General features: G+C 37.7%; 24 protein-coding genes and 1 pseudogene. 16 read left to right on the forward strand and 9 right to left on the reverse strand.

What is annotated here, in order from left to right; all coding sequences use genetic code 11:
• Positions 1-7: 7 nt before the first annotated feature.
• Positions 8-1,006, reverse strand: a complete 999-nt coding sequence (locus FHY45_RS08860) for an acrylyl-CoA reductase family protein (RefSeq protein WP_139891625.1) — start codon at positions 1,004-1,006, stop codon at positions 8-10.
• Positions 1,007-1,334: 328 nt separating this feature from the next.
• On the opposite strand from FHY45_RS08860, the gene FHY45_RS08865 reads away from it, so the two are divergent.
• Complete coding sequence (locus FHY45_RS08865) at positions 1,335-1,535, forward strand: cold-shock protein (protein ID WP_066107773.1); 201 nt, start codon at positions 1,335-1,337, stop codon at positions 1,533-1,535.
• Between the two features lie 182 nt (positions 1,536-1,717).
• Here the strand turns inward: FHY45_RS08865 and FHY45_RS21220 are convergent, their stop codons facing one another.
• Together FHY45_RS21220 and FHY45_RS08870 are read right to left on the reverse strand one after the other, a co-directional pair.
• Positions 1,718-1,906, reverse strand: a complete 189-nt coding sequence (locus FHY45_RS21220) for a YetF domain-containing protein (RefSeq protein WP_373925473.1) — start codon at positions 1,904-1,906, stop codon at positions 1,718-1,720.
• Positions 1,869-2,399, reverse strand: a complete 531-nt coding sequence (locus FHY45_RS08870) for a DUF421 domain-containing protein (RefSeq protein WP_257469012.1) — start codon at positions 2,397-2,399, stop codon at positions 1,869-1,871. Before FHY45_RS08870 ends, FHY45_RS21220 begins: the two co-directional genes overlap by 38 nt.
• Positions 2,400-3,000: 601 nt before the next feature.
• Here FHY45_RS08870 and FHY45_RS21125 point away from each other — a divergent pair.
• Together FHY45_RS21125 and FHY45_RS08880 are read left to right on the forward strand one after the other, a co-directional pair.
• The gene (locus tag FHY45_RS21125; RefSeq protein ID WP_306821546.1) at positions 3,001-3,267 is read left to right on the forward strand and encodes a hypothetical protein; all 267 of its coding nucleotides are present in this window, start codon (positions 3,001-3,003) and stop codon (positions 3,265-3,267) included.
• A 292-nt stretch (positions 3,268-3,559) separates the two neighbouring features.
• Positions 3,560-4,135, forward strand: a complete 576-nt coding sequence (locus FHY45_RS08880) for a hypothetical protein (RefSeq protein WP_139891626.1) — start codon at positions 3,560-3,562, stop codon at positions 4,133-4,135.
• A gap of 81 nt (positions 4,136-4,216) precedes the next feature.
• Here FHY45_RS08880 and FHY45_RS20515 read toward each other — a convergent pair whose 3' ends face one another.
• Positions 4,217-4,381, reverse strand: coding sequence for a hypothetical protein (locus FHY45_RS20515; RefSeq protein WP_180349940.1), 165 nt, complete (start codon positions 4,379-4,381; stop codon positions 4,217-4,219).
• A 174-nt stretch (positions 4,382-4,555) separates the two neighbouring features.
• Here FHY45_RS20515 and FHY45_RS21130 point away from each other — a divergent pair, with 174 nt between their 5' ends.
• The 7 genes from FHY45_RS21130 (at position 4,556) to FHY45_RS08905 (ending at position 8,046) form a co-directional block, all read left to right on the forward strand.
• Positions 4,556-4,699, forward strand: a complete 144-nt coding sequence (locus FHY45_RS21130; protein ID WP_180349941.1) for a hypothetical protein — start codon at positions 4,556-4,558, stop codon at positions 4,697-4,699.
• Positions 4,672-4,866 carry a hypothetical protein gene (locus FHY45_RS21135; RefSeq protein ID WP_139891628.1) on the forward strand — a complete coding sequence of 65 codons (195 nt, stop codon included), beginning with the start codon at positions 4,672-4,674 and terminating at the stop codon, positions 4,864-4,866. Before FHY45_RS21130 ends, FHY45_RS21135 begins: the two co-directional genes overlap by 28 nt.
• A gap of 79 nt (positions 4,867-4,945) precedes the next feature.
• The gene (locus FHY45_RS08890) at positions 4,946-5,254 is read left to right on the forward strand and encodes a GNAT family N-acetyltransferase (protein ID WP_225983588.1); all 309 of its coding nucleotides are present in this window, start codon (positions 4,946-4,948) and stop codon (positions 5,252-5,254) included.
• A 42-nt stretch (positions 5,255-5,296) separates the two neighbouring features.
• A complete protein-coding gene (locus FHY45_RS20905) occupies positions 5,297-5,419 on the forward strand; it encodes a GNAT family N-acetyltransferase (protein ID WP_257469014.1) in 123 nt (40 codons plus the stop codon).
• A 28-nt stretch (positions 5,420-5,447) separates the two neighbouring features.
• Entirely contained in the window at positions 5,448-5,861 is a 414-nt protein-coding gene (locus FHY45_RS08895; RefSeq protein WP_139891630.1) for a VOC family protein, read from the forward strand.
• Between the two features lie 81 nt (positions 5,862-5,942).
• Entirely contained in the window at positions 5,943-7,745 is a 1,803-nt protein-coding gene (locus FHY45_RS08900) for a S9 family peptidase (RefSeq protein ID WP_139891632.1), read from the forward strand.
• Positions 7,746-7,842: 97 nt separating this feature from the next.
• Positions 7,843-8,046 carry a transcription initiation factor TFIIIB gene (locus tag FHY45_RS08905; RefSeq protein ID WP_139891634.1) on the forward strand — a complete coding sequence of 68 codons (204 nt, stop codon included), beginning with the start codon at positions 7,843-7,845 and terminating at the stop codon, positions 8,044-8,046.
• Positions 8,047-8,226: 180 nt separating this feature from the next.
• Here the strand turns inward: FHY45_RS08905 and FHY45_RS08910 are convergent, their stop codons facing one another.
• The 5 genes and pseudogenes from FHY45_RS08910 to FHY45_RS08925 all read right to left on the reverse strand — a co-directional run bounded on the left by FHY45_RS08910 (position 8,227) and on the right by FHY45_RS08925 (position 13,823).
• On the reverse strand, positions 8,227-8,841 hold the full coding sequence (locus tag FHY45_RS08910) for a VOC family protein (RefSeq protein ID WP_373925474.1): 615 nt from the start codon (positions 8,839-8,841) through the stop codon (positions 8,227-8,229).
• Positions 8,821-9,108, reverse strand: a pseudogene (locus FHY45_RS21225) (VOC family protein); the annotation flags it as partial. The gene FHY45_RS08910 and the pseudogene FHY45_RS21225, both read right to left, overlap by 21 nt.
• 50 nt (positions 9,109-9,158) lie before the next feature.
• Positions 9,159-10,121, reverse strand: a complete 963-nt coding sequence (locus FHY45_RS08915; protein WP_139891638.1) for a fumarylacetoacetate hydrolase family protein — start codon at positions 10,119-10,121, stop codon at positions 9,159-9,161.
• Positions 10,122-10,449: 328 nt separating this feature from the next.
• Positions 10,450-11,664, reverse strand: a complete 1,215-nt coding sequence (locus tag FHY45_RS08920; RefSeq protein WP_139891640.1) for an MFS transporter — start codon at positions 11,662-11,664, stop codon at positions 10,450-10,452.
• Between the two features lie 326 nt (positions 11,665-11,990).
• Positions 11,991-13,823 (reverse strand): XylR N-terminal domain-containing protein, encoded by a 1,833-nt coding sequence (locus FHY45_RS08925; RefSeq protein WP_139891642.1) that lies wholly within the window; start codon positions 13,821-13,823, stop codon positions 11,991-11,993.
• A gap of 365 nt (positions 13,824-14,188) precedes the next feature.
• Between FHY45_RS08925 and FHY45_RS08930 the strand changes: the two genes are divergently transcribed.
• The 6 genes from FHY45_RS08930 to FHY45_RS08955 all read left to right on the forward strand — a co-directional run bounded on the left by FHY45_RS08930 (position 14,189) and on the right by FHY45_RS08955 (position 20,967).
• Positions 14,189-15,388, forward strand: coding sequence for an acyl-CoA dehydrogenase family protein (locus FHY45_RS08930; protein ID WP_139891644.1), 1,200 nt, complete (start codon positions 14,189-14,191; stop codon positions 15,386-15,388).
• A gap of 98 nt (positions 15,389-15,486) precedes the next feature.
• Complete coding sequence (locus FHY45_RS08935) at positions 15,487-16,437, forward strand: VOC family protein (RefSeq protein WP_139891646.1); 951 nt, start codon at positions 15,487-15,489, stop codon at positions 16,435-16,437.
• Between the two features lie 14 nt (positions 16,438-16,451).
• Positions 16,452-17,306 carry an alpha/beta fold hydrolase gene (locus FHY45_RS08940; protein ID WP_139891648.1) on the forward strand — a complete coding sequence of 285 codons (855 nt, stop codon included), beginning with the start codon at positions 16,452-16,454 and terminating at the stop codon, positions 17,304-17,306.
• Positions 17,307-17,348: 42 nt separating this feature from the next.
• On the forward strand, positions 17,349-18,851 hold the full coding sequence (tcuA, locus tag FHY45_RS08945; protein WP_139891650.1) for an FAD-dependent tricarballylate dehydrogenase TcuA: 1,503 nt from the start codon (positions 17,349-17,351) through the stop codon (positions 18,849-18,851).
• Positions 18,852-18,873: 22 nt separating this feature from the next.
• Entirely contained in the window at positions 18,874-19,731 is an 858-nt protein-coding gene (locus FHY45_RS08950) for an alpha/beta fold hydrolase (RefSeq protein WP_139891653.1), read from the forward strand.
• Between the two features lie 27 nt (positions 19,732-19,758).
• Positions 19,759-20,967: an acyl-CoA dehydrogenase family protein gene (locus FHY45_RS08955; RefSeq protein ID WP_139891655.1), complete on the forward strand. Its 1,209-nt coding sequence runs from the start codon at positions 19,759-19,761 to the stop codon at positions 20,965-20,967.
• The last annotated feature ends 8 nt before the right edge of the window (positions 20,968-20,975 follow it).

Raw genomic sequence — 20,975 nt, forward strand, 5'->3', positions numbered from 1 at the left:
GAGTTCTTTAATCCGGGAAAACAACGATTGTTCTGCCGCGTGCTTCACCTTTTAGAAGGACAGGAAATACATTTGGCAGTTCTTCGAGCTTTACTTCTTGCTGGATATGATTCTCATACTGATTGAGCTTTAAATCCGTAGCTAAACGTTCCCAAATTTGTTGGCGTGTATTCATCGGGCATTGTACAGAATCAATGCCTAATAAATTAATCCCTCTTAATATAAATGGGAATACGGAGGAGGGAATCTTCGTGCCAGCCGTCAGTCCGCTGGCAGCAACAGAACCGCCATATTTAATTTGGCTTAAAAGAGATGCTAAAGGTTCCCCGCCAACAGGGTCAATACCAGCGGACCAACGCTGTTTTCCTAAGGCGCGAACCTTACCGTTGTATACTTCATCCCTTGAGATTACATTCGCAGCACCGATTGATTTTAAGTACTCAGCTTCCTCTAATTTTCCTGTGCTGGCTTCAACGGTAAATCCGAGTTTTGCTAAGAAGGAGACCGCGAAACTGCCTACACCGCCTGTAGCTCCAGTAACAATCACAGGACCTTGATCAGGAGTTACCTTATTTTCCTCCAAACGCTGGACGGATAATGCAGCGGTAAATCCAGCTGTACCAATGATCATGGCTTCTTTGAGAGTGAGCCCTTTTGGCAGTGAGACAACCCAATCAGCAGGAATATAAGCATATTCCGCATATCCTCCATCACGGGATACACCGATTTCGTAGCTCGTGGCAATTACCTCATCACCTTCTTTAAAGCGAGTGTCAGTCGATGAAATAATTGTACCTGCTAGGTCGATGCCTGGTACCATCGGGTAGGAAGTCACAATATTTCCATTCGGAATTGTAGCTAGGCAATCCTTATAATTTACACCTGAATATTTTACTTTTATGAGAACTTCGCCATCTTGTGGGGTATGTAACGGTTTTTCTATAAATTTGATTGCTGTTTGTTCATCCTGTTTATCTACGATTAACGCTTTATAGCTTTGATCCATTATTCTTACCAGCTCCTTTTCTTCACTATATACCATTATATAATGAACGTTGAACCGTCTTTGTAAAAGTGATTTTTGATGATTTGTTTTATTTACCATCGCTTTAATAGGTATAATTTTGCAAAAGAGTTTCAAAAAAATCATGATTTGAAGAAAAATTTAAAAATAATTGAGGTAATCGTTTGCACTTCAGTCCAGAACCTGTTATTATTAGGTAGAATTATTTTTGTTTGATGTGGTTGAAAGTTGAACAATTATTGTCGTCTTACGATCGAAAAGCAAGGATAGTAATACAATTGTGTGTTAGCACACTAGGAGGCAACAAAAAATGGAACATGGTAAAGTAAAATGGTTTAACGCAGAAAAAGGTTTCGGATTTATCGAGCGCGAAGGTGGAGACGATGTATTCGTACACTTCTCAGCTATCCAAGGTGAAGGTTTCAAAACACTTGACGAAGGTCAAGAAGTTACTTTTGAAGTAGAACAAGGTCAACGTGGACCACAAGCTACTAACGTTCAAAAAAACTAATCTGATCGACACATAAATAAAACAGATCCTGGTTACAGGATCTGTTTTTCTTTTGTTTAAGCTTTGTTGAATGATTCATTTTAATTTTGCATGAGTATTATTAGTATGTATTTCGTAAGGATTTAGAACTATTGTACGGAAAACTATCTATCTCTACTAGAAAATGTTTATACACAGTGTTTTTATTTAGGTGAAATGTGTATTCCTTCATCACTTTTCCACTCAGCATAAAAAATGCTTTTTAAATCATAACCTTTATTATTCAACTCACTAATTAACCAATTTTCATCAAATCCACATTCTGCTAAATTACCAAGTATAATTTTCCCATCGCTAATAAGGTTTTCGGTAGCACGATTTGTGTTTTTCAGTAAGGTTTAAATCCTCGATTGTTGGATTTTTATATTTAGATTTCAGAGCGATACTTATTTGCCTATTAGATTCTAATATTGCAAATTCAACTTCTCTTACAGAAAAAACACTTTTTTGCCGTAACATGCTTAATAGTTGATTTAGATCCAACCTTGCTTTTTTGGCTGCTTTATAATCAATTATTCCATTTCTAATGAATAGAACTGGCTTCCTCTGAATGAAAAATCTAATCTTTGTAAACTTAAGCGTGGCATACTCTAAAATAATCATTAAAAAAGTCCATATTCCAATTGCATATAGATATTTTAAAATACTTACATTATTTTCATAGATGATACGTCCTAAAAAATCATCGAGTAACAGAATAAAAACAAAATGAAATGGTGTTAATTGAGAAATGGAGGTTCTTCCAGTTAAAATGAGTATAATGTTTAGAGATATAAATCCAACGATTACTTTCATTGCTATTAAGCCTAAACTTATCAAATCCACGTTTCTATCCTCCAAAATTCTCACAGTACAGTAATGTTTATCTTCTCATTATGCTTAAAAAAAGCATTGAATATACCAATTAGCTATTACCTGTAATTGCTAATCCAAGATGGTTCTATGGCATTATCCATTATTCATAATATAAAAGTAGAACATTATACAGCTGAGAGAATTAGTGTAACAGGCGTGAAATGTAAACCATATTAAAACGGGTAGATGTACTGGGATATTCAGAAATGAATTTCGGAGGATTAATCCAAGGTGGTTTAAACCTTATTATATCAACTTCTTTTGTGCTGGTATAAGGTAGTTTAGTGGAAGAAATAAAAATGCCCTGCTCAAGGCGAAGAGAGCAAGGCAATTGAAACAGTAAAGCATAAAATAGTATAACAGTTTTAAAGGTTGACTAGATTATAGCATATAATTAAAATCGTGGCTAATATATTTCTCCTGTTAATTTTAGTAAATTCATTTTTGTCATGTACGTTGCTAAATAAGTACTAGTTTTCTATAATTAAATGGATATATATGGAGGTGGATTATACTGAGACCTAAGCTTACTAGAAGTAGTAGTGTCCAAAGTTTTAGAGAATTTTATTGGGTGAAGGAAGAATTGCAAATATTTTGCAGAGAAAATGGACTTGCTGTTTCAGCAAAGATAGAGATTTCCAATCGAATCGAAGCCTTTCATGAAACAGGAGAAATAAAAAAGCCGGTTAGAAAAGTAAGGGCCTATGTGAAACCACAAACACCCGAAAAAATCTTAAGCCTCGATACAATCATCAAAGAAAATCACCGTTGCAGTCAAGAAGTAAGAGTATTTTTTCAAACGGTCATTCCTACCTTTCATTTTACGACCCACATCTAGGAATATTTTAAAAATCATGCCGGGAAAACCTACCGTGAGGCGATGACTACCTGGTGTGAGGAACGAAAAAAGATCCATCCTATACGAAAAAAATTCCCCCACAATTTTATACAATCAATTCATCCGTGATTATTTTGCTGACCCGGACAATCTAGGGAAGTAGCCCAAAGATGCGGTAGAAGCCTGGAAAAAGATCAAGCAGCTTCCTGGCAGCAATCGCTATTCATCTAACCATGTGTGAAGAATTCTAAGATCTGCCTATCAAACATATAGGCAGGAAAAAGGAGGTTGCATGAAACGATTTAGTTTGTTGTTTACGTTCCTATTTGTCTTTATCAGCATTTTTAGCGCTTGCTCCACGAACACACGTCTAGAACTGGTCAGTGCAGAAGCAGAGATTGTGAATGATAAAAACAAAACGGGATCCACTATTCTGCAGGAAGGTGAGAACGCAGGAAAAGAAGTCGTGCCTACAGCCCTGTATTACACATTTGTGATTAAAAATGTAGGAAATAAAAAGATTGGAGACATAAGTAAAGGAGTAGGCTTGGAGGCTAGGATTGAACCTGACGAAAAATTAGTAACCGCCTCTAATGAAGTGATGGGCTTTAATATTTTTGAACCGGCAGATTATGAAGGTTCAGGCTTGGGCTTCGGCTATTCCTATACTGCTATTATTGAAGAAAAAGAAACAGGAGAATTCACCATCTATTATGATTTAGGTGTTGAAGAAAAAACAGAGGAAGTTCTTCCAGTACCTTCTGTAGACAAGTTAGAACATTTAAAAGACAACGCACTGGAGGCAACTTTAATTGTATCCTTGGGAAAAGAAGAAATAATTCGTTTTGATTTGAGTAAAAAGAATTAATAGCTGTCTTGCTTGTGTTTAGCAATAGCTTTATAAAATGATCCCTCAAAGATAAACAAAAGGCCCGGCTTATAAACCGAGCTAATTTTTAGTTGATTGCCCTGACAGTTTATCTAATTTATTTTCAATTCGATCTAGCTGTTCCTTCCGCTTTTTTGAAGAACGAAAGAAAGATACAATCATCACAATAAAAAAGATAACAACTAAAATTGAAAACAACTGATAAATGATGTCACCGATGTTCAATATAAAATCCACCTCACTTTAGAATATTATACCATTTTGATGTAGGTACTTTCGCATGAATCTATTAAGTTAAGAGTAAATAAATCATTTATCACCTATATGTGTGTTTTGCCCTCTGAAATTTTATATAAAATTTTTGTAATATTATGAACTCTTAAAGGGGGTGATATATTCTTGGTAGCTGAAATGACCTATCAGGTCCGTGTGGCTGATTTTGAACAAGGCAGGAAATGGTATGGAGTATTTTTGAACAGGACACCAGATCTTGAGCCGCATGCTGATTTTGTGGATTGGGAGATAATTCCCGGGGTTGGCTGAAAGTCGCTAAAGGGGCACCGGCTGAAGGAAGTGATCCGCTTCGGCTTAAGGTTACATCTATAGAAAAAGAAAGACAAAGAATGATAGAAGAGCTGCATATTGATTTTTTTGAAATCTACTGCCGTGGAGAAGTACCAGTTAAATGGGCCACATTTACAGATCCATAGGGAAATCGTTTAGGCTTCTTTGAAAATATGAACGAAGGAATGTAGCAACCTAAATACAATTAGATAAGAGGCAAAAAAGATGGAGTATTTATTAAGAAAACGTACCGAAGAGGATATAGAGGAGTTCTTATCGTGGACGTACGATGATATGTATTCGTTTTACGATAATTCGATTCAACAAGAAAAGATAGATGGCTTTAGGCAAAGTGTTCAGAAAGAACGAGAATTATCGGTAGTAAATGAATGTGGGGAGCTTGTAGGTAACTGTGAGTTTTTTGATGTAAGTGATGAGGATGAAGCAGAGATACTGGCAGTTGGAATTCAGATGAAGCCCTCTCTGACTGGAAAAGGACATGGTCCCGCTTTCTTCCATGCCATTGTGGAGTAAGGGAGATCCCTTTTTCATTATCACCATTTAGAGTTGTCCGTAGTGGACTTTAATCACCGGGCCATTAAAGTGTATGAAAGAGAAGGATTTCAACAAGTGGGAGAATTCATGAATGACATAAGAGGAGAATCATATCGATTTATCATTATGGCGAAGGATTGGTAATGACCAGATTGATTACAGGGAGGATGGCATGAAAAATAAGTTAATAAGAGTTGGTACATTTTATATTCCTGTAAAGGATGTTAAAGAGTCTTCAGCATGGTATGTAGATAAGCTTGGAGCAGAATTAAGCTATAAAGATGAGGATAAATCGATTATTAATCTTGCAAATCAAAGTTTTTTCCTTGTTCATGCACCAGATGGTGAAAGTTCTAATTTTATAGATAAGCATGGAAATGAACGCTTTTCGATTACCTTTGAAGTAGATGGATTGGCAAAGTTAACGGAGCTTCATATGGAATTAACAGAGAAGAATGTAAGGGTAGGGAACATTGAAGATCGAGGGCATCCTGGACGGAATTTTGTTTTTTATGATTTAGATGGTCAAGTATTTGATGTCTGGAGTGAATTAAGTCCAGGATTTAAGGTCAACTATTTGCTGTAAGTTGTTATCTATCAGATGTTTTACATAATGTGGGTTAGATTGATTGGGTATCACAAAAAAATGAATATGAGGAGTATGTCTATGTTTACATTTCCAAAGCCAGATGTAGAACAATTGCTGCGAACCGTTTCTATAATTGATTTTGCTGTCAGCCCCGATGAAAAACAGATTATCATCAGTACCAATATAAGTGGAAAATATAATCTTTGGGCGATGAATATGCCTATTGCTTTTCCGTATCGGCTGACCTTCAATGATCAGCCATCTGAGTATTTACTGTATGACCCAAAAGGAAGATTCGTTATAGCTGGCTTTGATCATGACGGTGATGAGAATACTCAATTTTATGCCATGCCGACATATGGCGGTGCCTTGAAGGAGCTAGTTTTTCAAGAGAATACACGTAATTTTCATCCGTTCCTATCAAAAGACGGCGAGCGATTATACTATACATCTACCAAAGAAAATGCGTCCTTCCTCAGTAGCTATTGCTTACAAATGAATACGGGTGAAGAGACGAAAGTATTGGATGGGAACGGAGGCAGTACCATTCTAGCGGAAGTGAGTGAGGATGAATCCGTTATTCTCTATACCAAACAATTTTCTAATACCAATTCTCTTTATTATGTGAAAAAAGCGGATGAACATATCCTGCTGACTCCGCCAACTGATAAGGAGCATACCGTAAGTGATGCTGTGATTGTTTCGGATCAGGAGATCTTTTTAATCACGGATTATGATGCAGATTTTTCTTATTTAGCAAGCTTTAATTTGGAAACTAGGGAGTTTACTAAGCTTAAAGAATTGCCGCTGGAGAGCTTCACCAATCTTACATACGATCAGACAAACAAAATAGTCTATATTACTGCTGAAAAAGGAGTGCGGGATTATTTATACGCCTATCATATTGAGAATCAAGCATGGGTAAAATTGAACCCTCCATGTGACCTCCTAACGAAAAAGGTTGTTTCTAATTCTGGTTCCCTTTATTTGCTCGGAAAGAGTTCAAACACACTTGCGAATATATTTAAACAGATTGGTGAGGATGAATGGGTCGCAATTACTGACAATACCCTAGCTGGTATCCAGAAGGAGGAAATAGTAGAACCCGAGATTGTTACGTATCCATCTTTTGACGGTCTTCCAATTGAAGCGTTGTTATATAAAGCAAAACCGGAAAATGATAACGGAGAGACTCTTTTATGGGTCCATGGGGGACCACAGTCTGCAGTACGGAAAGGTTTTGGTCCATTCTTTCAATATGCCTTAGACAATGGATACAGTGTTTTTACTCCTAACTTCCGTGGTTCCACTGGATATGGATTAACATTCACCAAAATGGTGGAGCGTGCCTGGGGTGCAGGAGCCCGATTGGATATTATTGCTGGCCTAGATTGGCTAATTGACCGTGGATATACGAAGAAAGGTGACATCTTCCTAATTGGAGGCAGTTACGGTGGATACATGTCATTGCTTTTACATGGACGCCATGCTGATTACTTTAAGGCAGTGGTAGATATTTGTGGTCCATCCAATTTATTTTCCTTTATTAATTCAGTGCCGGAAGATTGGAAACCAATGATGGATGCTTGGGTAGGTCACCCCGAAAAAGATCGCGAGAAATTGATAGAAGACTCACCTATTACTTATATTGAGCAGATGACAAAGCCGATGCTTGTTATCCAAGGTGCCAAAGATCCAAGAGTTGTAAAGGCGGAATCAGACCAAATTGTGGAGACTCTTAAGGAAAAGGGGAGAGATATCTCCTATATGGTCATGGAGGATGAAGGACATGGATTTTCTAAAAAGGAGAATGAAATCGCTGTGTATCGTAGGGTTTTAGCTTTTTTTGAAGAGCATCGTCTTGTGGAAGTAAAATCCTAGCCTAGATTTTCTCAAACGGCGAAAAGTAATGTACTGCAGTTTGTGGTGTTTTCCTTATGGAGAAAATGAATTGAGATTTTCGAGTGGAGGGACTAACATGAAACATTCTAAAATAAAAGAATGTCCTCAATGTGGTGAGAAAGAGCTGGGGATAGGGAAACATACTGGATATGGAGTCATGTACCCCAAAAATAAAGTAAGTATAGGTTCAGAGATTGAATACATGATTTGCACGGAATGTGGATTTATCATCGAAGGCTATGTAAAAAAGCCGGAGAAATTTAAAGAAACACTTTACTGAGAAAGATGACTAAAAAGAAAAGAATTAGCTGAATAAAGTGTTGACCCTATTCAACGCTTAAACCCAGGGAACATAAACTTACTGATATCAAAAATGCTTGGTATTATATGATCCAAGCATTTTTTGTCTGGTTTCAACAAATAGGGACATTTCATGAGGTACCAGAAATTAAGTTTGTTTTTATATAGGGAAGATAGCCTTAGGGCGATCTTGTTTCCAATCTTCAACTGTAGGCAATGTATCGCCAAATTGTGTTTCCCAGTGTTCGAAGGATTGCCATGTTTTTGGACGTAAGGGTAATTCTTTGTGCCACGGGCGTGGCTCCAAAATATTTAATTCAGGAATGTATTTATCCATATCCGTATATAACTCAATGACATGCTTATCGGGATCTAGATGGTAAGACGCGATATTGTGACCAGCTGTATGGCGGCTGGGTCCCCAAATTGTTGGTATATTGTGTTTCATTAAAATATCAGAGCTGTCATATTGATGAGCGGGATTGCGTAATTGAAAGGCAATATGATGCATGTACGATTTTTTACCTTGAATGATATTAATCGTATGATGATCTTCATTACATGTTAAAAAGTTGGCTAAATCAAGTATACGGTCGGTTTTGTAAAAACCTAAAATATGGTGGTAGAAGTCCACCGTTTTCTTCGCATCTTTTACGCTGATTGATAAGTGGCCCAATTTAGTAGGAATAATACCGGATGTTGCGTATCCGGGAGCGCTGTAGTCTATACTATGATATAAAAAAATGCGGTTTCCATCCGGATCATGCAACTGCAATTGTTCAGGTATTCCAACTTGTCTATCATGGACAAGCTCACTTACGATTCCTTCTTCTTCTAAAAGGGATTGAACGTATTCTAATGATACTTCAGGATTTACTTGCCATCCGATTCCTTCCATGAAACTTTCGTTACTTGGTTGAATGACAATATTATGATGTTCTGCACCTGTACTGATATAGGCAACTCCGTCTCCTCCGCGTTCTACAAGCTTACATCCGAGAACAGTGATATAGTAATCGACCATGGCCTCAACATCTTTCGAAAAAACGTCACAAACCCTAACCGGAAAACTGGAATCATGTGGACGCCCCTTTACTTTACAGCAGCTGCCTGTATTATTTTATTTTCTTGTACACCTAAATCAATGGAACCATCCGTGCTTTTTATTTCGAGAAGCATGATATCTCCAGATTTTAAATAACCATTGTTTTGTTGAGTTTCAATAAAATGGTCAATTTTATCCTGATGTGAAATTGTATTATCATAAATATGGTTGATGATTTCAGAATTTAAACGAAGACATACTCCACCTGGGGTACCTGTTAAAATTAAATCACCAGTTTTTAAATTAAAAATCTCTGACATCTCAGTCAGTGTTTCCGTCGGTTTAAATAATAATTGATCAGTTAAAACCCTTTGACGTGTTTCACCATTTATTTGTAAATGTAATTCCAATTGATTCAAGTAAGGAAATTCATCTTCATCGAGTAAATAAATATATGGTCCCACCGGACAAAAACCACGATAACTTTTTCCTTTGAACCATTGCTGTTCCAGAATTTGAACATCACGCGCCGAAATATCATTGGCAATCACTATTCCAGCAATATAATGGACTAAATTATTTTCTGTAATTTGGATGGGCTCAGTAATGTCAGTTTTAATAATTAATCCCAGTTCGATTTCATAATCCAATAGTTGAACATGAGTTGGGCAAATAATATCAGCAGCGGCAGATGTTAAGGTACTGGATGCCTTTGTGAACAATAAGTTATATGGTGGCTTTTGCTTAGTAAAACCAGCTTCTTCACGGTGTACGCTATAGTTTGTACCCTGACAAAATATATTTGCATCATCTGTTACGGGTGATAGGATTGTGATTTCATCTGTATAAATAATTGTTCCGGTGTGTTTTGCCCGCTCAATTGCCTCTCGACCGTTAGATAGTAAGTCATGTAAGGTTTCAGCCTCGTGTTCAACAATGCGGATTTGTTCACTGAAAACACCCCAATATGTACGGTCTGATTGTTTGAATCGAAGTAATTTTGTCCCCATATTTTGATAGCCTCCCAGAAAATAATTTGTTTGTTTAAGTGTAGATGATAGAAAAGGCACTTAACTAGAATAAGAATTATTGAAATACATAATGAAATTAAGTAAAAATCATTGAATCAATCTAACTGGGGGAAGAACTTGGCTTACCGTTATCTGATTATGCGACTGGACAAAATACCAAGGTTGGAGGGAATTGGTAATATCGTTTTTCTCGGAATTCCACATTTACGGAATCACTCGGCAATAAAGTACTATAAAATAAAAATGATCTCATAGGGACTCTCCTTATGAGATCATTTTTATTCTCGAATTAGGTAAATACTTACCGTTAAATAATATGTGTGGTCTTTGAGGTTGCGTTTGATTGTGAGTCTTTTTCTTTGATGAGAGTCGTGACCGCAGACCAAGCAATCGCTAAAAGGAATAGGCCAATAGATGCAAGAAGCAGAGTGAATCGGCCGTTTTCCTGGCCTGTTATATTAAGTAAAAACTGGTACATAAACGAACTGGTAATACCACCTAATCCTTGGGCCGCAGCAGCGAATCCTACAAAGGAAATACCCTTCGCAAGGTTTGACAATTCAGATACTCGGGCGAGTACGCCTGGAATCACAATTCCTAATCCCATTCCTCCAAGAAAACTAGCCATATTGATCATCATTAAAGTGTTTGCATAATAACACCATAAGATACCAACAGCGGTTAGTAAAATTCCAAAGGGAATATTGAAGTTTGGCCAAAGTTGGCGCATGGGACCAAAGAAAAGTCCGACAACCAAGGTACCAAAGGTGAATAAAGAGATGGCAAAACCGGCCTCCGTAGCATTCCCAAGGTTTTCCGCTTGGATGATAATAGAAATATTTGTTACATACCCAAACACCAATGCTGTGAAGATAACTTGGCCAATCGTAAAACCATAAACGGTTTTTGGTGCAGAGAACAGGATCTCTTTAAAGGATGCATTGTGTACTTCTTGTTTTTTAGGCTCAGGCAAATATAAGAAGGTGAGTGCTAAAATCAAGATCGGGAATAAGTAAACTAAAAAGCCAAACTGCCAATTGTACGCATCAGCCAGCATACCTCCGACTACCTGGAAGAAAATCGCTCCGATACATGCAACTGTGGATGTTCCCAAACCAATTAAGAAATCACGATCACGACCATCAAAGAAACTTGTGATAATATCAACCGATAATGGTAATGTAATGCCGACTCCAAGTCCCAATAGTCCACGGAAGGCAATAATTAAAAAGAGATTATCAATGAAAAATGGCATGATACCGCCAATGATGAAGAAGGCTAGTCCTGTAAATAATAATCCTCGTTTTGAGTACTTATTAGCCAGTTTCCCATAAAGCAATGAAGGTATTATTTGAAAAAATCCTGGGATAGTAGCAATTAACATGACTACCGACGGATTGTAGTTTGGGAACGCTTTAATTAAATCGGCCATGATAGATCCTGCAACCCCGGCAGCAACGTCCTGAAATGCAATTAAAACAATTAAAAATTTCAAGAAAGCAGTACTCTTTGCCTTCGCCATCTTTTAATAACCCCCTGTTTTACTATTTCTATACGCAAGCAGCCTCACTACTATCCTCTTGTTATAACAACTCATGCGATAATCGTCATGAAGATGAGCAGAACTCCTTACGTTTAGATTACACTCGATATTAGCACAGACAATCGAGGCATAAATCAATGATTTTTAGGGGAAAAATTCATTGATTTTGTAAAAAGATATTTGTTTTTTACTCCATTAAATAACGAAAAATCAATATGGCAAAGAGCATAAAGGTGTAAATTAGACTATTTTAGAAAGTATATAAAAATCTGCGTATTTCACTAAAATTTATTGAAAAAAGAGAGCTAATCAATTTCAATTTCACCAAGAATAATTAGAGAGTTTAAGAGCAACATCAACTCAAAGGAGTGCTTGGAATTTCTTAAGTCTTTTTGTAGTAGTTCTTCTAGCTTTTGAATTCGATAGACTAATCCGCTCATGGATAAATTCAAGTCCAGCATGGTTTGTTGCAAATTCCCGTAATTATTTAAAAATGCGTAAAGAGTTTTAAGAAACTCCTCTTTTTTATTTGGCTTTAATGACAAGATGGGCTCTAATTCACGTTGCGCAATTTCGATGATGATAGAGCTATTAGATTGGTTGATGATTGATCCCATCACACTCGTATCTTCGAAATAAATGATATTACTTGCTTTATTGATATTAAGTGATGTAATGGATTGCCGTTTTGCCTCTGGAATATCGTCTATATCATGGATAGCCCGGCTTAATCCAATACGGAATTCATGGTTTTTGAATGTACGATGCAGGTGTTTTAATATATTTCTTAGTATTTCTTGTGTTTCATCAATTTTTGGGAATAAAAACGTCACTTCTTCCTGAAATTCTGTAATAAATATAGGGATTTGATGCATTTCTAAATAAATGGTAAAAGACTGGATTATCTTATTAATCATGATGGAATCTTTAATAGGAATGCCCTTTTTGGTAATGCGTAAGTTTCCAATATAGAAGTCTTCATTTAAATCAATCTGGAGTAAATAACTGCGGTAAATCATATTGCTTTTGGAAGTATATTGCTGTTGTAAAAGTTGCTCGAAAAAATAACCTTTCATGTTCTCGATTGCTTCTAAGCTCGACTTTTCATTCAGATAACATAGTGATATGGAATTAGCTGCACGCTGTAGAAAATTTATTTCATCTTTGAAGTTATGGTCAGTTGACCGATAAATAAACGAAATATATCCAATAATTTGGTTTTGGACATTGATGGGGCTGATCAGGCGAATATGTTTTTCACAGTTTACTTGAATAGAGTGCATCGGCTCAAGATGCTGCATTAAAATTTTCCCTGAACGTGTTTGGGGCATCTGGCTGGCAAAATCTAATGTTAACTCATTTAATTCTACTTCAGTAATTCCAATTAAGTGATGTGTATTGAAATTTAAATCCTGAAGGATGACTGGAACGTTTAAATTATCATAGATTGTTTCTAAAATTTGTTCTATTCGCATACCTTGGGCGATTCCAAGGGTTAAGTTGTTATGGAATGAAGATACCTTCTCGGTTAGTTTTTTCTCTTCATACAATTGTTCATATGTCTGGTTTAGTTCATCAATCATACGGGATTGGTGAATTTTTTTAAATTGTGCCTGTGTTGCTTCATCCCAATTCTCAATCATGCGCATTTCAAAGGCACATTCATCATCCCCTCTAGCTTTACATGTGACTTCTACAATATAGATTTCACGTTTGGTTAAGTAGGATGTGTAACCACTTGAATAGCCTGCTAATGTATGGCAAATACAGGTTTGGCTTTTTCCGAAATATTTGGTGTGTTCAGTTACCTCGTAAGAATTGATCCAAACCCCCTTTGCATGCATAAAACGAACCGTATCATCGGGATTCAGCTCTAAAATGCGATTGGAGATTAAATCTGTAATTTGTCCGGAATTGAGATGGTAACCTGATGCGCTATCAAGTTTTTCACGCAAACTTAATGGACGCTGTTCTACTTCTTTGGCATGAGCGACCCCGATATTCCATCCATAACGCTGTAAGAAAATTTTTGCATGCTCCAAACCTAATGTTTCTATTAATTCTTTTCGTAATAGTCCAATCGTATTGGCTGTTGTAAAAAGTTCTTTATCTGCTATATTAGTAGAATTTGTTGTCATAAGAATGCCTCCTCTAACTAATAAATTCTTATTAAAGCGCTTACAGTATATATTAGCAGATATATTTTTAATTTTATAAAAATTTAGAAAATATTTATCTATAATCTATAAATGCAAAGTTCTTAAAAGATAATCTGTAAATTTGAGGAGATATTTTTCCATATGACAGATAGATGGAATGCCAGAGTAGGTAGGGTGAATGCAATAGGCTTAGAGGGACTGATACAGGTAATATCTTTGGTGTTTTATTTATGTATTCGTTAGTTTTTATTGGAAATATGGTAGAAAATTCAAATGATTTAATCAGACTTTTATGAAAGTAGGTTTGATAAATTAAAGATACATTCAGATAAGGAGTTGAACATATGGATACAATTTTAAAAGAAACAGAATTGGATCTTATGACAAAAACGAAAGCGGTTGCAGATGATATTCGCAAACGTGTTACGGAAACTGAAGAAATTCGTAGAATTCCAGAATCGACTATTAAACAATTAAAAGACAATCAAATTTTCAAAATGCTTCGCCCTAAACGATATGGTGGACTTGAAGTCAGTATTCAAACATACAGCCAGGTTATTGTTGAAATTTCAAAAGCCTGTGCGTCTACAGGATGGATTGCCTCCTTATGCGCAATACGAGAAATGATGGTGGCTGAATCATTTACAGAAAAAGCTCATCTGGAGATTTTCGCAAACGATCCTGAGGATGTATTATTTGCCGGAGTGTATGAACCACGTTCTTGTGAAGTGAAAAAGGTTGATGGCGGTTACCTCGTTGAAGAAGGACATTGGATGTTTTGTTCGGGATCTTTACATGCAACATGGGGTTATTTTGGCATGTATTTGAAGAACGAACAAGGTGAAATTGAAAAGCAGTTACTAGCAACTCTGCCGTTTAGTGATTTGGAAATAGAAGATGATTGGAATACATTGGGGCTTCGTGGTACTGGCAGTAATGCAGTCCATATGAAGAATGTTTTTATACCCGATCATCGTTGTACATCCTTTGTAGACATTTTAAATGGAAACTTTCAATCAGAGCATTTACGGGATATCCCATTATATCATTCTGCGTTGTTTCCATGTTTAATTTTATCGCTTGGATTGCCGGGATTAGGGGTCGTAAAAGAGATGCTTGATAAGTTTCATGCTAGTTTGCCGTATCGTACAGCCCAGCATATGGGGGTAAAAATGATTAAGGATGCAGCAAGCACGCATTCATTAATTGCTGAAGCAACTTTAAAAATCGAAACAGCCGAAATTTACTTAATGAATATTGCCAAAAAAATTGATGAATGGGCAGAGAAAAAAACAATTATGCCAAGTGATGAGAGATTAAAAGTGCTGGCAGATATCGGCTATAGTAACAAATTAATGAATGAGGCAGTACAACATATTTTAGCAGCAAGTGGATCAGGATTTGTATATGATGCGAGCCCAATGCAGCGATTGATTCGTGATTTTATTACATTGCATTCCCACCGTTCATTGTCGCCGGTTATTACCAGGGAAAATTATGGGCGTCAGCTTGTTGGTCTACAACCTAATGCGGTTCGTTATTAAGTAAATTTTATTGAAAAATAAGCAGTTATTAGTGAACTTTTTATATAGTTTACCAGTACTTAGTTCTTTAATATAAAAAATGAGGGGGATTCTTACTTATGGGACCGCGAATTGCCCAATTAGGTTATGTTGCTCTTGAATCTTCCGATATTGAAAAATCGGTGGATTTTTTTCAAAACATCATTGGTTTAGAGCTGACTGAAAAAGTAGGCGAACATTACTATTTCAGAGCCTGGGGAGATTTTCAGCATCATACATTAGCAATCTCACCCGGCATAAAGGGCAAGGTGAAACATATCAGTTTTCGCACAAAATGTGCAGAAGATGTGGATTCGTTTGCCAGCAGACTGGTTCAAAAGGGCTATGAGATTGAATATGTGCAAGCAGGAACGACACCTGGTATTGGCAGAGCGATTCGATTTATGGCAGCTTCCGGGCATAGAATTGAATTGTTTTATGATGTCGTAAAGACAGAGGTAGAAGAACATCGACGTTCTGTGCTCAAGAATCAAACGTATAAAGCATGGGCAAAGGGTATTTCACCAAGGCGTTTAGATCATGTCAATATTCATACATCTGCGCCGGGGAATACAGCTTATGATTTCTTTATTGAAGAATTAGGGTTCCGTATGAATGAATGTATTGAAACCGAGGATGAAAAAATATTGGCAGGTTGGATGAGCGTTACTCCATTGGTGCATGATGTCGCACTTGTTGCTCATGAATCATTGGAAACCACAGCACGTTTCCATCATATCTCCTATTGGTTGGACAGTTCAGGGGATTTAATGCGTGCTGCTGATATTTTAAAAGAGCAGGACCTGAAATTCATAGGACCAGGTAAGCATAGCATTTCGCAGGCTATCTATTTATATGTTATTGATCCGGGAAGTGGATGCAGAGTTGAATTATTTACCGGTGGATATTTAATATTTGAACCTGACTGGGAAACAGTTGTTTGGCGCCCGGAAGAAAGGGCTTTTGGCAATACGTATTGGGGAGACAGCATTACGGGAAATCCATTAATTATACCAACAATTGAAGCGTAGGGAGGCATGGTTAAATGACAACGACAAAAGAGGTAACCATTGCATCAAAGCATTTGAAAACTGGTCATTATACAACATGGATAAACGAAGCAGGTAAAGGAAATACGGAAACCATATTATTTTTACACGGCTCAGGACCAGGAGTTACATCACTGGCTAACTGGAGTTATGCATTGCAGGATTGCGGTGATTCTTTCTATTGTTTAGCGCCGGATCTATATGGATTTGCCCAAAGCGATCATCCGGATGAGCCGCTTAAAAATCGGCAGATGTGGATGGATTGCTGGATTGAACAAATAATCGAGCTGCTCGATTATTATGAATTAGAGAAAGTACATGTTGTTGGAAACTCATTAGGTTGTTCTATAGCCCTGGAATTGCTGTTGGAGTATCCAGAGCGTTTTGACCGAGTTGTCCTGATGGGGCCGGGTGGTACACCAAATACTAAACTAAGTTTTGAGCTGGCACGTGCTAAAGCATTTTATGATAACCCGTCAAAAAAACGACTTCAACAAATTATGGGCTGGTTTGTCTACGACAAGGAAGCAATGCAGCCAGTCATTGATGGGCTTACGGATTCCCGATATGAAAATGCAATGCGTGAAGAAGTTCGCCGTTCAAACAATTCTATTTTTTCAACGGCTGCTGTCCCAGTCCCAACCGTGGCATTACGCAGAATTAAGAACCAGATCTTACTGGTCCATGGCCGTGATGATCAAGTATGTTCGATTGAGTCAAGTTATTATTTATTAGAGCATCTAAATGATGCCCAACTCCACGTTTTTAGTAAATGTGGGCACTGGACACAAATTGAAAAGAAAAATGAATTCAACAATCTTATTCAGCAATTCTTTAAAGGTATTTTATGAAACTCTTATTAAGCGCTTACAAGATGGATAGGAGTGAATAAAATGAGCGAAGCAACAGACATTGTGGTGGTTGGGGCTGGAAATGCTGCTTTGTGTGCTGCGATTGCGGCAGCAGAAAAAGGAGCCCATGTGACGGTACTTGAAATTTCTTCAGAAGAAGAAAAAGGGGGAAACACGGCTTATACACATGGTTCGATTCGCTTCGCCTACAATGATGGAGCACAGGTTCGATCGCTAATGCCAGAAATGACAGATAAGGACTTCGAAATAACGGAGTTTGGGACATATATAGAAGGAAAATTTTTTGATGACTTGTGCCGGATGTCCAATTATCGCACAGATTACGATTTGGCTTCCATCATGACAAAGAAGAGTTATGAGACTGTACTATGGCTAACAGAGCACCATGTGAAATGGCTTCCGATTTATGGGCGCCAAGCTTATAAAATGAATGGGAAATTCGTGTTTTGGGGCGGCATGGTCATTGAAGCTGTGGGCGGAGGAAAGGGCTTAGTAGATTCTCTGCATAATGAAGCCAAGCGTTTAGGCATAACGATTCATTATAATACAGCAGCGGTCGAGCTTGTCCATGAGAATCGGACGATTGAAGGTGTGATTGTCCGTTCGAATGGAAAAGAGCGCAAAATAGCTTGTCAAGCAGTCGTGCTGGCATCCGGCGGTTTTCATGCCAATGTTGAAATGCGAACAAAGTATTTGGGGGCTGGTTGGGATACTGTCCATACACGCGGCTGTAAATACAATGTTGGTGACGGCCTGCGAATGGCCATGTCATTAGGTGCACGAACAACCGGCAATTGGTCTGCGGCACATGCCGTAAGTGGTGATCGATACTTAGCTGATTATAAGGAAGGTTTTCAAAAATTGAGCTTTCCATTCGGAATTATGGTCAACAAGGATGGCAAGCGTTTTATTGATGAGGCTGCTGATTTTCGCAATTATATTTATGCAAAAGTAGGACGTGAAATTTTAAAACAACCGGGTCAGCATGCATGGCAAGTGTATGACGCTAGAGCTAAACCTTATTTACGTGAAGAATATAATGGTCGTCATGTTTCAAAAGTGGCTGCAAATACACTCGAAGAATTAGCAGAAAAAATGGAAGGCATTGATGCCGATAGTTTTTTGAGAGAGATTGAGAGGTATAATGACTCGATTGATCAGAATATACCATTTAATCCAAACCAGTTAGATGGGAAAAAAACAACAGGCCTTTCTGTTCCTAAATCAAATTGGGCGAATCCAATTGATGAAGCGCCGTTTGAAGCATACGAAGTTACGTGTGGAATTACCTTTACTTACGGCGGTTTGAAGATTAACAAACGAGCGCAAGTGATCCACAATGATTTCACGCCTATTGAAGGCTTATACGCAGCCGGTGAAATAGTAGGGGGATTATACTATGACAATTATCCTGGCGGAGCCGGTTTAACCTCAGGTTCTGTATTTGGAAAAATTGCTGGGGAGAATGCGAGTCTATATAGTACGAAACGAAAAAATAAGATGTCGATTGTGAATAAAATGTAGTTGTAAACAAAGGAGGATTCTTATGACGATTTTACAAAGAAAAGTGAAAACCGGAGATTATGAAACCTATTTTCATGAAGGAGGTTCGGAAAATAAAGAAGTTGTGATATTAATTCATGGTTCCGGACCGGGGGCAAATGCAAAAGCAAACTGGCAATTTGTTTTAGAAGATTATGCGAAAGATTTCCATGTCATTGCACCTGATCTAGTTGGCTTTGGAGAAACGGATCATCCTGAAGTATATCCAGAAAACGGAGTACAGTGGATGTCATGGCGTATCAAACAAATTTTAGATTTAATGGATGCTTTAAATATTGAAAAAGCGAATTTAGTCGGCAATTCACTCGGTGGCGTCGTATCCATGTATTTAAATATGCAGGCTCCGGAGCGGTTTAACAAAATCGTATTAATGGGCGCCGGTGTATTGTTAAAGGAGCCGACACCTGAATTACTAAAATTAACAAACTTCCACTTAGAGCCGAGTAAAGAGAACTTACGCAATCTATTAAGCTGGTTCGTTTATGATTTAGATAAAATGGAGGATTTCGTGACCCAAGTGGTCGAAGCACGTTTTGAAATGTTCCAGCGTCCAGAAATTTTCCGTTCTTATCGTGAAAACTTTACCAAGTCATCCTTAACCGAAATGCTGATTCCACAAACGGCACTTGAGAGAATGAAAAATGAATTTTTATTAATCCATGGTTACTACGATCGGTTTGTTCCTTTACAAAGCAGCCTTTACGCTTTAGAACACTTACCAAATGCCGAACTGCGCGTATTTAAAAAATGCGGCCACTGGGCCATGATTGAGCAACGTGAGGAGTTTTTACACGCAACCAAACATTTCTTTACAAAGGATAAAACGCAAGTTGAAATTTAAGAATATTCAAAAAGTGGGGGTGAACTTATGAGTGAAACTATCGTAAAAAGAGAAGAAATCAGCGAGGTATTAATCGAAAAGGCGCGTTCGCTGCAAAAGCAATTACGTGATGCAACCCTTGAAATTGATCAAACGAGCAAAATATCAGACGAGATTATTCAGGCGATACGTGAGAACGGATTACTGAAAATCCTTCGACCAAAAATGTTCGGAGGCTTTGAAACAGATATGCGTACGTATTTTGATGTAGTCACAGAAATTAGCCGCGGAAATCCGTCAGCCGGCTGGTTCGTATCGTTAAGCAATATTCGTGATTACATGATTTCATATGCATTTGGGCGCGAAGCTCTGCACGAGATTTTTGGACAGAATCGTGACCAGGATGTCGTTCTAGCCGGGAACTTCAAACCGATTCGTATTGATATTGAAAAGGTCGATGGTGGTTATTTTATCAAAGATGCACAATGGCCATTTGTTTCTGGATCTCCATATGCAGACTGGTTCTACTTTGGGGCACCGGTAGATGATGGGAATGGCGGAGTAGAAATGGCGATTTTAGTCATCCCACGGAGAGATGTAGAAGTAATGGATGACTGGAATGTAGTTGGTTTACGTGGTTCAGGCAGTAATAGTGTAGTAGTCAAGGATGTCTTTATTCCTGACCATCGTGTGTCATTAGATCGACTGGCACAGCAAGGTCACTATATTATTGAAGAATTACAGGGGAATCCATTATATCGAACGCCGTTTGTGCCATCCTTAACCTTGTCTATTGCAGCCCCAGCACTGGGAATTGCCCAAGGTGGACTTGATCTACATAAGGAGCGTGTGTCAAAAGCAAGCATTGGAAATACCTTTTATTCCAAAATGAGCGAGGCTGCCGTGACACATTTACAAATTTCTGAGACTGATATGAAACTGGAATGTGCTCGCATGCTGTTTAATCAAGCTATCAATGATTTAGATGATTATTCAACACGCGGACAGGATTTCACACAAAAGGAAAGTATTCGAATCAAAGCTATGTTTGGATATGCCAACCAGCTCTGCAAAGAAGCTTTTGATCTCATGCTTGCAGGAGCAGGATCTGTATTTGCTTACAATAATAATGTATTCCAAACCTTTTATCGTGATTTTATTTCTATGCATTTACACGGCTTCATTACTCCATCGAGTTTATTAGAGACATATGGACGCACTATGTGTGATTTGGAACCAAATACGTATTTTGCTTGATTGATAAA

The sequence above is a fragment of the Bacillus sp. D386 genome (genome assembly GCF_006346415.1).

Excerpts from the sequence above, each read along its gene's own strand:
- FHY45_RS08930 (WP_139891644.1), top strand. The coding sequence starts at position 14,189 with ATGGATACAATTTTAAAAGAAACAGAATTGGATCTTATGACAAAAACG.
- FHY45_RS08915 (WP_139891638.1), bottom strand. The coding sequence starts at position 10,121 with ATGGGGACAAAATTACTTCGATTCAAACAATCAGACCGTACATATTGG.
- tcuA (WP_139891650.1), top strand. The coding sequence starts at position 17,349 with ATGAGCGAAGCAACAGACATTGTGGTGGTTGGGGCTGGAAATGCTGCT.
- FHY45_RS08860 (WP_139891625.1), bottom strand. The coding sequence starts at position 1,006 with ATGGATCAAAGCTATAAAGCGTTAATCGTAGATAAACAGGATGAACAA.
- FHY45_RS08955 (WP_139891655.1), top strand. The coding sequence starts at position 19,759 with ATGAGTGAAACTATCGTAAAAAGAGAAGAAATCAGCGAGGTATTAATC.
- FHY45_RS08950 (WP_139891653.1), top strand. The coding sequence starts at position 18,874 with ATGACGATTTTACAAAGAAAAGTGAAAACCGGAGATTATGAAACCTAT.
- FHY45_RS08935 (WP_139891646.1), top strand. The coding sequence starts at position 15,487 with ATGGGACCGCGAATTGCCCAATTAGGTTATGTTGCTCTTGAATCTTCC.
- FHY45_RS08865 (WP_066107773.1), top strand. The coding sequence starts at position 1,335 with ATGGAACATGGTAAAGTAAAATGGTTTAACGCAGAAAAAGGTTTCGGA.
- FHY45_RS08925 (WP_139891642.1), bottom strand. The coding sequence starts at position 13,823 with ATGACAACAAATTCTACTAATATAGCAGATAAAGAACTTTTTACAACA.
- FHY45_RS08895 (WP_139891630.1), top strand. The coding sequence starts at position 5,448 with ATGAAAAATAAGTTAATAAGAGTTGGTACATTTTATATTCCTGTAAAG.
- FHY45_RS08880 (WP_139891626.1), top strand. The coding sequence starts at position 3,560 with ATGAAACGATTTAGTTTGTTGTTTACGTTCCTATTTGTCTTTATCAGC.
- FHY45_RS08900 (WP_139891632.1), top strand. The coding sequence starts at position 5,943 with ATGTTTACATTTCCAAAGCCAGATGTAGAACAATTGCTGCGAACCGTT.
- FHY45_RS08920 (WP_139891640.1), bottom strand. The coding sequence starts at position 11,664 with ATGGCGAAGGCAAAGAGTACTGCTTTCTTGAAATTTTTAATTGTTTTA.
- FHY45_RS08905 (WP_139891634.1), top strand. The coding sequence starts at position 7,843 with ATGAAACATTCTAAAATAAAAGAATGTCCTCAATGTGGTGAGAAAGAG.
- FHY45_RS08890 (WP_225983588.1), top strand. The coding sequence starts at position 4,946 with ATGGAGTATTTATTAAGAAAACGTACCGAAGAGGATATAGAGGAGTTC.
- FHY45_RS08940 (WP_139891648.1), top strand. The coding sequence starts at position 16,452 with ATGACAACGACAAAAGAGGTAACCATTGCATCAAAGCATTTGAAAACT.